Here is a 15,143-nt window from a genome sequence, read left to right on the forward strand (position 1 = left end):
AAAATAAAAACGTTTATTATCTTCATACTTTGTTATTTCCACGCATGTAAGCGCAGGGATGGTTTTAGTTCTTCCTCATTTCACTCAGTCCTAATGATTACCATTATAAAATTTACTTGCTTGACCTAACGGTTATTACAATCAGGCTCGGAAAATTTAAGGCTGTATATGGGTTTTACATTTTGCAATAGTTATTAGAATCAAAACTATGTTTAAAATCCCTCCTACTAAACTGAACAATGCAATAGCTATTATGTCACTTGAGAATAAATAAAAACCTATAAATAAAGCACAAATTCTAATCACTGTAGAAATTATTGTAAAATTCAAGTGGAATTTCTGAGCTGCTAAAACTGGTAATGCTTGCACACTTGGCCTATTAGCGAGTCCAAATAAAAGCCATACTGCTAGCCACCTACTATATTCTCCTGCTACATACCAATCAGACCCAAATACTAAGCTGAAAATTGAGGGACCATACAGGAAAATTACTCCAAACGGCAGTAAACCTACCCAAAATAAACTATTGGTGGCAATAATTAGTAGTTTCAAGAAGTCTTCTTTTTTGTTATAAGCTTCAGTAAACCTTGGATAAAAAACATCTCCAATAGATTTACCTATTAATTGTACAGGTATACTCATCGCAGTCCTTCCCAATGTAAAAAAACCAGCCGAAGCAGGGCCGAACAAAGAAGCCAATAATAAAACGGGAAAATTTTGAGCTACTGCATTAAGTAAGACCTGTGGACTTCTATATTTAGGAAAATCAATATATTTTTTAATTACTTGTTTAAAACTTAAAGAACTTTCATTAAACCTAAAATTTGAACTATCATTAATTCTACGAGTATTATAGTACATTATTACAGCAATTAACCCGCTTTTTATGGCTGTAAAAAAAACAAGAACAGAAGCAGTTGGATAATATAAACCCACTACAATCATTCCACCATGAGAAATTACAGGCTGATAAATAGTTGCCTTAGCAATTAACTTAAATTTTTTATTTCTAATTAACCACTGTCTCATTATTTGCGAACATCCTGCCATACATATTGCTATAGGTATTAAATAAAAGAAGCTCTCAATCTCATGAGCTTGAAGTATTTCGACTATTTGATTATTAAATAACAGTAATATCGCTAATGTCAAAATTGTTACTAAGAAAATAATTTTCAGAGAAGTGTTTATGATACTAATGGCTTCTGCACGTTTAGTAGGCAATACAATTGCTATAGGTAGGGTAAGAGCTGCAACAGGCATAAGAACAATAATTATCGCTTGAAAGGAACCCATTAACCCAAATGCTTCGGGCCCATAAATACGTGTGATGACCGGTATTAGCAGGAATGTTATAATCTGTGCAGTAGCAGCCCCAGAAGCAACAACCATAATATTTTTCACAATTTTCTTTTGGAATAATTTTAGTAGTTTATTTTTCATTATCGATCTCTTTTCTAATAATTAAGCTGAGTAATAAACTTTTTTAAATTTAATAACGAATATCTTTTTAAACCTTTTTACTGGGATTAACTTTCTGAAAATAAATATAATGTTTGGATTAAATTAAATTTCTGATTAGGAGACAAAGATTCAAGAATTGAAAAACCATCAAGATTATCCGTAGATAAATAGTTAAAATCTATAATAGACTTATAATAATATGTTTCATACAGAAAACTAAATTCACTAGAATTTACTAATTTATTCTTGTCATACCAAGGCCCTTGTTCTCCTTTTTGTAAACCTAACTTACCTAATACTTTCTTAAAAACTACGTTAGAGAATGATATAGGGATATTTATATACCAAGAAAAGTAGGGTAATCTTCCATCACTATGAATTAAAAATTTTGTTGACCTTAAATAATCTTTACTGGCTTTATGAAAAAGCCGTCTATTCAACTTCCAAGATTGAGGTACTGAGGCACTTAACTTAACTATATCTTTTGATAAAAAAGGTTCATAACTTTTAAATAACCTTCTATTTACATGTAAGTTCGAAATACTTACATTCATCGAACTGGGCCAAAGATAAAACCATTCATCACTAGATTTTTTCCTAAAAGTATTTATATTATCTAAATGCTTTTTTTTTCTACTTCTTAACTTTTCTATGAAAGAATCTTTAAATATTGATTGCGTTATACTCGTTACGTCCTCTTTTACTTTAACATCAGGAATGTAAGGACGAGTCGTACCTTTTAATTTCGCTATCCTTGAGCCTTTCAATAAAGCGTCTGCAAACAACCCTCCAAATACACCATCATAATGATGTAATTGACAATTTAAATGAAATTTATATGAATGGGCATGAATAAATTGAAAGTTACTGCTACATAACTTAGAAACCTCTGGAAATATTTCCAAATAGTGAGTGGAAGTACGAGTAAAATAGTAAAAATTAGCATTATTTTTCTCTGCTGCTTTTTTCGCTTTTTTTCCTTCTAGATTAAATTGCTCTAAAAAAATAAAACTATCTCGTGGAAAAGGTTTTAATAATGAGGAAAGAACTCTTGAATCTTCCCCTCCACTTATAAATTGTGCCACTTTCGAATTTTTACTTACTAAACTATTTACGTACTTTTTTAATCCCAACTGCAATTTTTTAGCTGCTTTTTTCTTATTATGGAATTTAAAGGTTTCGTATGGTCTCCAGTAAAAAGTGGAGTTAATATTGTTTGATCTTTTTGAATATAAATGTAGAGAGCTTGGTGGCACTTGAAAAATATTCAAGTTAGTAGTGTAAGGATATGTAACTATTCCGTTAATAATAAAATCTACTATTGAGATGTAATCAATTTCATTTTGAATATTAAAACTTTTAGCAAGCAAGTCAACGTGACTAGAAAAAGCCACTAATTTCCCATTCTCTAATTTGTAAACAGGAATAAAGGACATCAAATCTGTAACTATTACAAATTTTTCTTCTACTTTATCTACAATAATTATCACGAATGGACCGCTTAGATCTTCATCCCATACTATTTTTCCACTTTTCCAACGTTCAAATATCTCTCTAGTATGTTCATTATCACTATCTATATCAAAATTATTTTTTTTAAATGTAAGTACAGGACCACCAATTACACCTATTAAAAATTGTTCATCTTCGAAAGTATTGAAACCATCATAGTGGTTTTTGGGAATTGTTAGGAAACCCCAGCTGCCTTGAAATTCCAATACTTCTTCATAAATACCATTGAATACCTTCTCAAAGCATAAAGAAGAAATACTCTCTTCTTGTTTTTGATTAGAAAGAATAAAATCACTCATATAATTAATTTCTCCTCTTTATATATAAAGTTCTTAAAATACCATTTAATATCAATCTTTAGATACTTTTTGAATTTTCTGTTTGGAAGAGGTTATTAAGATAATCCAAATTATAAGTGGAATTGTAGCATTTATTAAATCACTTATATAAGACTGCGAACCTCCTCTACCAATGACAAGTATAAGAACAATAAAATAAAGATTTATAACAGATAAAACTTTAGATTTTTCATAAAATACACAAAATAAACCGACTAGAAATCCAATAATTATTGCATGTATCCAGAAAAAATGCATTCCCCACACTAAAATAGATTCTCCTAGTATAGAAGGTAATATTACATTAAACCCTTCTTCTCCTCGTTGGACACCTAATACCTGATAACTAAATATATCATTTATTGAAATTGTGGGCTTGCTCCCCCATATTATGGAAGGTATAGGGAGGAATATGAGCCATAACAAGTAAGAAAGTGGAGTTAGAGCTTCAGTGAAATTAGTTATTAATGAATAATAAATTGGGTAATAGGTTTCGCTTTGAACAAGGGTTACTAATGAGTCTAAATATTTATCATTAGTTATGTTAGATCCAAGTCTCATTGCTCTATAATTTTGAAAAAATTGTACTAAAAATAACAGAATTATTCCTATTATTGATAATTTACCCTTAGTAACTTTAAACCCATGCTTCCCTATTGAAGTAAACAGTAAAATAGTAAATACTATATAAACAACCATTTCATATCTACCCCAATAGCCTATGGTTAGATAATCTAGATACAACCAAATAAGAACCCATATAAACGCGATATATTTTCTTTTATTCACTATTAATATATATAAGTGGATGAAAAAAAATGGCATCAAAACAAAACCTATTAATTCACTAATACTTAAAATAAAACTTGAAGATCTTGTCTCTGTTTTTTCGAATACGTTAACGAGACTAGGTAAAGGTGGATTCCATAAATCACTTATTCTAAATGAAGGTAAAAGTAAATTAATGAAAATGGTAAAAATGAAAATCACAGAAAGTATAAAATACAATTTCTTAAAACGAATTAAGTTATAATCTAAAGAATTTTTTCCATTTAAAAGTTTATTTTGTAGCTTTTTATCGAATAATTTAAAACTCCAAAACATAGAAAATAGCAAAAAGAATAAAAAAGTAATATATGTGATTACATGTTTAATATTTACTTGATCAAATGATATGCCAACACCAGAATACATATAGACAGAAATAGTAATGAAAATAAAAATGAGCTTTCGATTTGATCTCTTTATCCGGAGATAAAAAATGCCAAATATAAAAAAAGTAATTAAGGTAATTAAAAATAATAAGCTCCAGTTAATTACATACACGCTATCATCCTTCTTTAAGTAAATCAAAAATTGAATTTTTTAATTTAGCTTTTTCATCTTCCCATTTATTATCATTAATGAAAGTAGTTAAATTAGATTTATAGTACATATAGTTTTGCTTTATTCTGATTAAAGATTGCTTTAAACTATTATCCGCAATTCCAATTTGATACCTATCAAATATTTCACGCAATGTGGGGTTATAAAAAGAAACCATAGGCACGTTAACACTTGCGTATTCATAAACTTTATTTGAGGCACAATAAACGTTGTTTAATCCATGATTTGGGTAGAACAAATACCCAATATCACAAGAAACTAAAAAAGAAGCTAAATTTTTATAAGGTACTGAAGGTATGATTTTTGAGTTAGGAGCATTTAAATTACATATTTTTAATTCTATATCTTTGTAAAAAGGACCATCACCTATAATTAGGAATTGAAACTCATCACCCAACTCGTAAACTGTGTCAATAACCTTGTCAATATTTCTTTTTTTAGTAATTGCCCCAGCATACACGAGTGTAACCTTATCTTTTGAGATAAAACTATTAACATCGTCAATTCTTTTTTGCATATCTTTAGAGGATGAACTTTCAAAAACTGTCAAATAAGAAATATTTTTGATGACTAATGGATCTTTTTTTAAATTCAAATACGCTTTCATCAAATTTCCTCGATTATTATTAGCGCATATTACTAAATCGGATTTTTTTATAGATATTTTTTCAACATAATTAAATAACTTTGACCTAACTCCTTTGGCCTTTTCAACCATAAAGTTAAGTTCATGGCTATCGTACACGTAGATATTTTTTCTTTTAATTATTGTTTTTAAAAACAATAAAGGAATTGCAGAATAATAATCATGAGCATAGAATAAATCATGTTTATTACTTTTAGCGTAAGCAATTACTTCTTTTACAAAGTTTATATATTTTGCCCAACTACTACTTTTTTTCTTATTATTAATAGTAATATTATGAATGCCTGTTTCACTATTAATTGGTTCTCCATAAGATATTACAGTAACATCATAATCTTCTGCTAGTGCAGTAGCTGCACGCTGAACACGTGCATCAGTATTTAAATCATTATATACTACCATTAAAATTTTCTTCATTTCAAACTTCCTTATTTATAATTCTATTAAGAACTTTTATATATTCATCTTTAATTTCCCCAAAGTTTAATTTTTCATCTTTGAATTTTTTATTTCTAAATACGAGCTTTGAAAATTCATTATTATCCATGTTCACAAGATTTTGTAATACATTAACAAATTTTTCTTTATCCTCCAAGGGAATAGCCCAACCTGCTTTTGATTCATTAATCTCCGTCCAAGGGGTTTGATCACTGATAACTACCGGGCAATTTGAGATCATTGCCTCCACTATTGCCTGACCATAATTTTCCGATAAAGTAGGAAAAAAGAATATATTATATTTAGAAAAGGTCTCATGGATAGAGTCTCTACTTACTACACCTCTATATTGCACTCTTATATTAGAAGGGAGACCCGCTATTTCCTTCAATATATGTTCCCAGTATGGGTCATCTTCAATATATCCATAAATATCAAAAACTACATCGCCTTTTAAATGTTTTAATACTTGTATTGCATATATTAAATTTTTTTTGGGATGTATCCTTGAAAGAAAAATAAGCTTTAGTTCATTTTCCTTTTTATTAATTTCTTTTAATTCCCCTTTATATACTGTAGGTATATTATCCAGGAAGAAAGTTTTAGAATTTTCAACTTTAAGCTTCTTTTTTATTTGTGTTAGTTCTTCTTCTGAAGTCGCCTGAAAATATACATTATTATTTATTAGTGTTTTCCTCACTAATTGAGTATATATCCTTTTCTTATACTTTTTCATGTTAAATGCATTTTTGCACATTTCGCCTCTAGGTGCTAACAAACATGGAATGTTCAGTTTTTTACTTATTTTAAGAGCTGGAATTGTAGATTGTGCTCTAAAGAAACTGTTAACGTAAATAAGATCAGGGTCAACTTCTTTCACAATTTTTTTTAAGCCCTTATAATTTATTTCTTTTTCTCTTAAATACATAACTTTAGCTTCGTTTCTTTCGTTCCATCCAGAAGAAATTCCTTTAAATCTTTCTTTGGAACCCTTCTCATGGTCACTAGCTACTATATAAATATCTAGTTTATCTTTTAATAACTCCGAAAAATTAGAAATACTTACTGGTGGCCCACCGTAATTTAAAGCGGGAAAATAACCTTTTAATAAAATTAAAACTTTCATTGGATACCTCGCTATTTAAATAGTTTTGTATTCTTCTATGGCCTCTAATAGAAACTTATGGTTCTCAAAGGCTTGTGAAATTGTATAATTTTCTTTTTTCCCTGTTAAAACCTCATAAATATAAACATACTGGCTATGGATTCCTTTATCTTGTTTTAATTTATTCCTAGTTTTCTTACTACTTCCATAATTAGCTGATTTGATAAAATTATCCATTTCAAAAACTCTTCCATTAGAAAACACCCTTAATTTCTCTTTAGGATACTTATTAGATCCCATGGATGTATATATAATGTTTGCAATAGCCCCAGATCTAAACTTCATTGTAATTAATGCATTATCCTTTTTAGGGTAAGCTTCAACATCTGCAAAAGTTATATCTAAAGATATTATTTCACTTCCATCAAGTGCCTGTATCACATCTACAAAGTGGCAAGCTTCTCCTAAAACTCTCCCCCCTCCCACTCTTTCATCGTGGGTCCAATGATCTGTAGGAATATATCCAGCGTTACAAACATAGTCATAAAGTGCTGGTATTTTGTCAGTCGATAGTTCTTTCTTAATTTGTTCAATAAGTGGCGCATGTCTGCGGTTCATTCCACAGAATAATTCTCCTTCATTTGCATGATAAGTAGATTTAATCTCATTGAGTTCTTCAATATTTAAACAAAGAGGTTTCTCACAGTAAACATGTTTTCCTGCTTTTAGAGCCTCTATAATAAAATTAGCATGAGTATTATGTTGAGTGGAGACAACTATAAGGTCAATTTGTTGATCATTCAACAATTTTTTATAGTCATTTGTAACGTAGTCAAATGAGAATGCGTTTTTAGCCTGTGCAGACCCAATTCCACCTGTAGTAGCCAAAGATTTAATATGATATCTGCCAGTACTATGCATAATTGGTAATAAAGTATTATTAGCAAAGTTTCCTGCACCTATTAAACCAACCACAACCTTTTTATTGGTAATTGTCTGTTTATTTTTATCATTATATACTGTATTTTTCCATTTAGATTTGTTATTAGAGTATTTCAATAATATTCCTATATAATGTTCATTCTTCTTATTATGAGTAATCATTTCATAAGCTTCATCAGCTTTTTCAAAGTCAACTTCATGGGTGAGCAAATCAGAGAAATCCACTCTTTTTTCAATTAACAACCTTATAAATTCTTCAATATTTCGTCCTTCTGTAAAACGTACATAACCTAGTGGATAATCTATACCCTTTTCTTCATAATTATTGTCATATCTACCAGGTCCATAAGAGCGAGCTATTGTAAAAGTCAATTCCTTTTCATAATACGGCCGTCTGTCTATGTTCATTTGCGTAACACCTATCATACAAATAGTGCCACGATCCCTCGCAATACTTGCAGCTAAATCCATTGGTTCATTACTATTAGTTGCTGCGGTTATAATAACTTTATCTACTCCGTAACCTTTAGTAAGGGACTTTGTTATTTTTTCAGCATTTTCATCTGTTGAGTTAATAAAAGCTTTTAATTTTGTTGCTGGGAGTGATTTATCAAAGACATCATAACCTATAACGTTACAACCATACGCCTCCAGTATTCGAGAGGTTATATGACCTACAAGCCCCATTCCAATTACCGCTACCGTCTCCCCCGGTAATACCTTAGCTTGGTGAATACCTTGTAGAGCTATGCCTCCTAAAGCACACAATGCTCCTTGTCGATAATCCTTATAATCTTGAGGTATCTTTGCTATTAAGTTTTTATTAACTCTGTTAATCTCGCTATGGTATGCTTGGCCAGCCATAGCAACTATATCTCCTATTTCCACTTCTGTTACACCACGCCCACAAGCTATTACTTTACCTACCGCTGAATATCCCATAGGCATTGGTTCATTTAGGCGGGTAAACGCTGCATCTAAAGTAGTTAATATACCATCAGTTGACATCTTTTCGGTAACTTTTTTTACTTGATCAGGTCTTTCTAATGCTTTTTTCATTAAATTTTTGCCGCCAAAAGATGTAAGCCCTCTTTCTGTCCCTGCACTTATAATGGAGTAATGTGTTTCAACTATTACATAATTATCTTTAACTATAGGGCGCGGTGTATCGATTAAATTAACAGATCCGTCATTTACCATTAGAAATAATTGCTTCAATTCACTACCTCTTTTCTACTACTATCAGTATAAAAAATTCTTATAACGTTATTCATTGTACTCTGAGACCTTATAAGTTAGCTTTTGTTTTAACATGTATCATAATTAAATATTAAGTTACTAATTTTAAGTGTAATTATTAAACTTTCAAAATATCTATCCATTAAATTCTATAATTTATATGAATTTTTAAATGTGTTTGTATTTTTAGTATCTAGTACTAGCTGGTTTATAACAAGGTTTGCATTATTCTTAATATGGTCATGCCCTACCATTATAACTAAAATTTCTATTTCATTTAGAAAATCTTCAAAATTCATAAACTGATGATCTACCATTCTATCTTTAACAAAAGGATCAAACACTTTTACTCCGAAGGCTAAATGTTCATCCATTCTTTCTAACAATTGAAGAGTTGGACTCTCTCTTGTATCATCAACATTTTCTTTATAAGCTAACCCGTAAAGTCCCACTTTGGATATATCTTTAATTCCATGTTCCCTCATAATATCTCTAATACGTCCCAATACATGCCTTGGCATGGAATCATTTATTTTACGCGCAGTTAAAATTAAGTTTGTTAAGTCTGGGTAATCACCAACTAAAAACCATGGATCTACTGAAATACAATGCCCCCCTACCCCTGGGCCCGGTTGCATCATGTTAACTCGTGGATGCATATTTGCGATCCTTATAATCTCATAAACATCCATATTATCCGTACGGCATATCTTCGCTAACTCATTAGCAAATGCAATATTAATATCTCTATATGTATTTTCAACGACCTTCGACATCTCTGCTGATCTTATATCTGTTATGACAATTTCCGCTTTAGAAAAATTAGAATAGAGCCCTTTAATTTTTTCTCCGATCTCTAAATCATCGGTGCCTATTGTTCTTGAATTGTGTTCTAGTTCATAAATCATATTACCTGGAATAATTCTTTCAGGAGCATGTAGCAAATGAATATCAGTACCCAAATTAAATTCTCTTTTTTCAATTTCAGGGCGAATAAACTTATCGACTGTACCAGGTGAAATTGTCGATTCAATAATTATGGATGCGCCTTTTTCACAAACATCAAGTACGCTATTTACTGCTGCTATGACATACTTAGGGTCAAGCTTCTTACTGTCCTTAACATACGGTGTAGGAACTGCAAGAATATAAGTATGAGTCTTCTGATATTCAGTTGTGAATTCAATTCCATTAGATAGTGCCTTTTGAAACAACTCTTCTAAACCCTCTTCCTCAAAAGGCAACTTGCTATTATTTAAATTGTTTACCAAGTTTTCATTATAATCAGTACCAACAACCTTAATTCCACTCTTGGCAAACATAAGCGCCGTTGGTAAACCAATATATCCTAGTCCAATTATATTAATCATAATTAACTTCCTTTCATCTATCCATTTGTATTTTGCTCATTTAAATAATCTAATATTAAATATGAATTTGCTTTTCTTTTCTACCATGTTTTTTTTAATAGATATACAGTTTATTTCTTCTTTTCTTAAATAGTAGACGCTCCTATAACATTTATTAATCTCTATATCTCCATTAGTTTCTATAGAACAAATTGCTTGATTTTCCCAATGTAATTCCAGTCCTTTTGCAACTCTTTTTACCTCGCAGGGTGTGTGGAAAATAACCTCTGAATATTCTCCATCACCTATAACTTCATCAGTAACGGAATATCCGAAACTTTTTTGCTCAATTCTCCTCTGATGATGATAGCCATTCTTTGAAATCATAGTCCCTTCAAAATTATCAGATCTGTATTTTACCTCTTTACGTTTAGTCCAATCAGTAACTAGAAAGGCACCTTTTTTATTCATTTGCTCCATTCCAGGTACTTTTACTGTATTATGACCTTTCGTTGAGGAAAGTGTTTTACCAAGTTCACTGGCATAAGAATAAGTGCCACTATCACAAAGAACGTTTATTCCCTTATGCCATAAATCTATATGCAACTGATCCATGTGTGCAGGTCTAGATTTATAATTCTGTAGACATGTCATTAAAAAGCCACCATCATGACGGAAACTATAGAAGCCTGATTCATTAAAAACTGAAGATTTTCTTTCTAACTTTTCAAAAGGAAGTTCTCTATTGTCTCCAAACCAAAAAATTTCCTCATCATAATCGCCAAATTCATATAACCTTTTACCTTCAATTAATGCATAAATTGTGTTCAATACTGGTCGGAAATCGCGATACCCGCATGAACTTAATGGAAATATAAGGGCTCCATCATTGGATCCGTAGTTGGGTACATCTCCATCATCATTTTGAACTTGGTATAACAATAGAACACTGTTTTTAATTCTTTCGGCTTCATTAATATAGATCTGAGTTTTTTCACTCATTTTATAGACACATTCAATAATTTGAAGAGTAAACCTGTGATAGTTGAAGGAAAATTGTGTGAATCCACCATCAGGTTCAAATTGTTTTACAATTTCTTTATCTAGTAATTCATAAGCCTTTTTTACTGTTGCATTACTTTCACAACACCATGCCCCCACAATTAAGCCACTTATCTCAGAAAATGTATGGTTATTTTGGATACATTTATGGGCGTAAAAAAAGTTTGATAAAACTTTCTTATAGCATACTTCGACTAGATTTTTTACATTCTCTTCATCTGACTTTGTTGTAAGGCCGCAATTTTTAAATACTGTATATGCTATCAGTGTGTTTATCATTCTTAAAGTGCATTCTTGGCCACATTTAAAATTAGCTCCGTATGGATAAGGGTTGTCTTCTAACCAAGCCTTTAACTGGTTTGAAAATGCAATATAGTATTTTTGCTCACCTGTTAACAAGTAAGCTCTAACAAAGAAGTGAAAATGTGTTAGTCGTGATGCTTCCCAAATAACTTTTATATCACCTACATCTTTATCAAAGTCAGGTAACTGATACCATTTAACGTTTTTTTTACTCTCAGCTCTGGTAAGTGGGTTATAATGCCAGTTAATAGGGTATCCGTAATCTAGTTCAATTGAAGAAAAGCCAGTAATAATCCCATCAATGGCTTTATCGGCAATTAATACGATTTCTGATTTTTTTTCTTCTGTTAACTCATCTAAAAAGTTTTTTATTGAAGGCACGTTAAATTCAAATAAGTCAATTCTTTTCACTTCAACATTTCTTTCAAAAAAGTTTTCTGTAGCAGGAATTGCAGACATCATCTTTAATTTCGCTGAATACAAGGAACGATTGATTGTCCATTTTAATCCATATTCAGTTAATAGCGAATAAACTTCTTTTTTCATGAGCTTACATTCTCCGTTACTGAAATTAATTTTTTTGTTAAAACTTTATAATCATAATGCTGCGCGCCTACTCTTGCGTTTTGACTCATCTTATTGTAGGTTTCATTGGGCATTTCATAGATATGCATAATAGCGTTAGCCAACTCGTCAGGTGTATCTTTTTCTAATGAGAGTCCACAATCATATTTCTCCAAAGGACAATAACCCATTTTGACAGTAGAAATAATAGGCTTCCCCGACGCCATGTATTCAAACAATTTGTTTGAACTATTTCCTCTAGACCAATTATATTTTGTTTGTGAATAATTCAATATATTTACTGAGGATTTGCTCAGTACGTAAGGCATGAACTTTTTATCTACATAACCTTTCAATTTAACATTAGTCAATCCTTCATCATTAACGCGCTGTTTTAACATTGATAATTGGTTACCATCACCGTATATTAAGAATTGAATATTTTTTTGATCTTTCAATAACTTTGCAGCATCTAAAATATTCCCTACATTATTAATGGGGCGTATTGCCCCCGTATATACCACATTGAAATTTCCGCTCATTAAATCTTCATCTTCTAGTACATTATTTTCAATTTGTCTATTAAATGCTTCAATGTCTACACCATTATTTATATAATGACATTTATCAAGATCAATATCTCCACCTTGTTCAGTCGTCCACTTTCTATCCCTAAGGTAGTCCGTGTCGCCCTCTTTTAGAAAAATTAACGCATCTGAATTTTTATAGATCCAGTGTTCTCCAGTTATAAGAAGCTTTCCTAAGAGGCTACTTTCTTTTGTTTTCCCAAAAGCAAATATTGCCTCTGGCCACAAATCTCGCACCTCGCTAACACAAGGCACGTTAAGCTTCTTTGAAACCTTAATGCCTGCAATCATAGCTAGTGGATGAGGAGATGATGCAATGATTAAATCAGGCTTACCATATTGTTTAGCATATTTTTTTGCTACACTAAGTAGATTTTTATAATATACTGCCATATTCTTAACTCTTGCAAGCGTGTTTTTTGAAGATGATGGAGTCTTGACAAATACAAAAGATACACCGGAATGATCTTCTTCGGTAAAGGGCCTACCATCATTTATTAAATTCATATCTGAAAAATGAAGGTATGATGCCGCAAATACTGTAGTTTTATAGTTTTCTTCATTCAGATTTACCCCAAAGTTGTATGGTCTCGTAAAACCATTCAATGTAGGTGGCGTCGCATAGTGATGAAAAATCCATATATTCTTATAATCGTTTGTTTCTCCCATATTTTAAGCCCCTAAATTCTTTTCTGTTATTAATATAGACTCTTCAAATGATACCTTCTCGTATTCTACTCTCATACCGTTCAGCAAAGTTCCTGGACTACCGGGTAACTCTTTATCATAAATAAAAGAACCAAATACTTTCTTAAATATCTTTGAATTTTTAATGCCTATTGTAACCACACCATTAAAAAACTTTGTAACTTTTAAGTCTTCCCCATGAGCATTCGCAATAACTTTCGCTAACTTTGTTGTGTTTACATATGCCTTATTTTGCGGAAAATACAGACCACTAACTTCGTGTTTAATTAATAATCGTATAAACTCAGATAAATTATCAATATAAATCATGCTACGTTCATTATCTATATTAGGAAAGAGCGGAGATTTTAAAGCGAGAGTTGCAAGTCTCCTATAGTTTCCAGGACAATTTTTGCCATATACTATCGGTGGTCTTAGAGTGGCAACATTAAAGTCTTTATTTTCCAGCTCTTCAAGAAGTTGTTCAGCTTCATATTTTGATTTGGCGTAAGGTGTCTTCGGTACTGGAAGAGTGTTCTTTGTTATATATCCTGTTTCCGTCCCATAAACCCCCATCGTACTTAAGAATATGAACTGTTTCACTCCTTCTTTTTTTGCTTTTTTCGCTACTTCTATAGTGAGGTCCCTATTTACTTTAGAATACTGATCGGTATTATCTTCTTTGACATGTACAATTGCTGCCGTGTGAAAGACCACATCATATTCTTTAAATGAGTGGTCTTTCCAACTGTCATCTCTCAAGCTAATTGTTTCAACTGAATAATTATCAGGGAATTGTAAAACCCATGTTTTAAAAGATGTTCCTATATAACTATTAGCCCCTGTTATAAGTATCTTTTTCATTTGAAACAGTCTCCTCATTAGTTGCTGCTACTTCGTTATTGCTTTTGTTCACATCAACTAAGTATTTATCTACGTATCTATCCTCTCCAAATAACACAACCCCAATAGTCCTTAATATAATTTTAACATCGAGGACCATGCTGAAATTTTCTACATAGTAGACGTCAAACTTATATCTATCCTGCAAGGTAAGGTATATATTTCCGCTAACCTGTGCTAATCCGGTTAATCCCGGCCTCATATTTAATCTTTTGGAAATTTCGTCTGTATAGTCTTTAAGAGATGCAATACGTTCTGGCCTTGGACCAACAAGGCTCATCTCGCCTTTAAGCACATTCAGAACTTGAGGTATCTCATCAATTTTACTTCTTCTTAGAAATTTACCAATTTTCGTAATCCGATTATCGTCTCTCATTACTTCTTGCCCTTTGATCATTTTTCCAGAGCCCGGTCGCATAGTTCTGAATTTGTAGACTTTAAATATTTTCTTATGAAGCCCCGGCCTTTCTTGTAAGAAAAATATTGGTCCTGGTGAAGTAGTCTTAATGATAATTGCAACTAATAACCATAAAGGGAGAAATGGGACAAGAATAAATAAAGATATAACAATGTCAAAGAAACGTTTAGTAATTTTTTGATTTTTCTTCTCCTTCATAA

Annotated in this window: 11 protein-coding genes; all 11 read right to left on the minus strand. The window is 31.3% G+C overall.

All coding sequences use genetic code 11. The features are described 5' to 3' along the window. Positions 1-156: 156 nt before the first annotated feature. The 11 genes from ACTWPM_RS02960 to ACTWPM_RS03010 all read right to left on the minus strand — a co-directional run bounded on the left by ACTWPM_RS02960 (position 157) and on the right by ACTWPM_RS03010 (position 15,141). Entirely contained in the window at positions 157-1,443 is a 1,287-nt protein-coding gene (locus ACTWPM_RS02960) for a lipopolysaccharide biosynthesis protein (RefSeq protein ID WP_443131575.1), read from the minus strand. An 86-nt stretch (positions 1,444-1,529) separates the two neighbouring features. Next, entirely contained in the window at positions 1,530-3,275 is a 1,746-nt protein-coding gene (locus ACTWPM_RS02965; RefSeq protein ID WP_443131576.1) for a hypothetical protein, read from the minus strand. Positions 3,276-3,326: 51 nt separating this feature from the next. After that, a complete protein-coding gene (locus tag ACTWPM_RS02970) occupies positions 3,327-4,640 on the minus strand; it encodes an O-antigen polymerase (RefSeq protein ID WP_443131577.1) in 1,314 nt (437 codons plus the stop codon). A 4-nt stretch (positions 4,641-4,644) separates the two neighbouring features. After that, positions 4,645-5,763: a glycosyltransferase gene (locus tag ACTWPM_RS02975; RefSeq protein WP_443131578.1), complete on the minus strand. Its 1,119-nt coding sequence runs from the start codon at positions 5,761-5,763 to the stop codon at positions 4,645-4,647. A gap of 1 nt (position 5,764) precedes the next feature. Continuing rightward, on the minus strand, positions 5,765-6,910 hold the full coding sequence (locus ACTWPM_RS02980) for a glycosyltransferase (protein WP_443131579.1): 1,146 nt from the start codon (positions 6,908-6,910) through the stop codon (positions 5,765-5,767). A 15-nt stretch (positions 6,911-6,925) separates the two neighbouring features. Beyond that, on the minus strand, positions 6,926-9,049 hold the full coding sequence (locus ACTWPM_RS02985; RefSeq protein WP_443131580.1) for a bi-domain-containing oxidoreductase: 2,124 nt from the start codon (positions 9,047-9,049) through the stop codon (positions 6,926-6,928). Positions 9,050-9,219: 170 nt separating this feature from the next. Next, positions 9,220-10,440, minus strand: a complete 1,221-nt coding sequence (locus ACTWPM_RS02990; RefSeq protein WP_443131581.1) for a nucleotide sugar dehydrogenase — start codon at positions 10,438-10,440, stop codon at positions 9,220-9,222. Positions 10,441-10,476: 36 nt separating this feature from the next. Beyond that, positions 10,477-12,330, minus strand: coding sequence for a heparinase II/III domain-containing protein (locus ACTWPM_RS02995; RefSeq protein WP_443131582.1), 1,854 nt, complete (start codon positions 12,328-12,330; stop codon positions 10,477-10,479). After that, positions 12,327-13,604, minus strand: coding sequence for a glycosyltransferase family 4 protein (locus ACTWPM_RS03000; protein WP_443131583.1), 1,278 nt, complete (start codon positions 13,602-13,604; stop codon positions 12,327-12,329). Before ACTWPM_RS03000 ends, ACTWPM_RS02995 begins: the two co-directional genes overlap by 4 nt. A gap of 3 nt (positions 13,605-13,607) precedes the next feature. Next, positions 13,608-14,486 carry an NAD-dependent epimerase/dehydratase family protein gene (locus ACTWPM_RS03005; RefSeq protein WP_443131584.1) on the minus strand — a complete coding sequence of 293 codons (879 nt, stop codon included), beginning with the start codon at positions 14,484-14,486 and terminating at the stop codon, positions 13,608-13,610. Beyond that, entirely contained in the window at positions 14,458-15,141 is a 684-nt protein-coding gene (locus ACTWPM_RS03010) for a sugar transferase (protein ID WP_443131585.1), read from the minus strand. The genes ACTWPM_RS03005 and ACTWPM_RS03010 overlap by 29 nt, the downstream gene beginning before the upstream one ends. Positions 15,142-15,143: the final 2 nt, after the last annotated feature.

Source organism: Halobacillus sp. K22 (genome assembly GCF_052246795.1).
Classification (GTDB): domain Bacteria; phylum Bacillota; class Bacilli; order Bacillales; family Halobacillaceae; genus Halobacillus.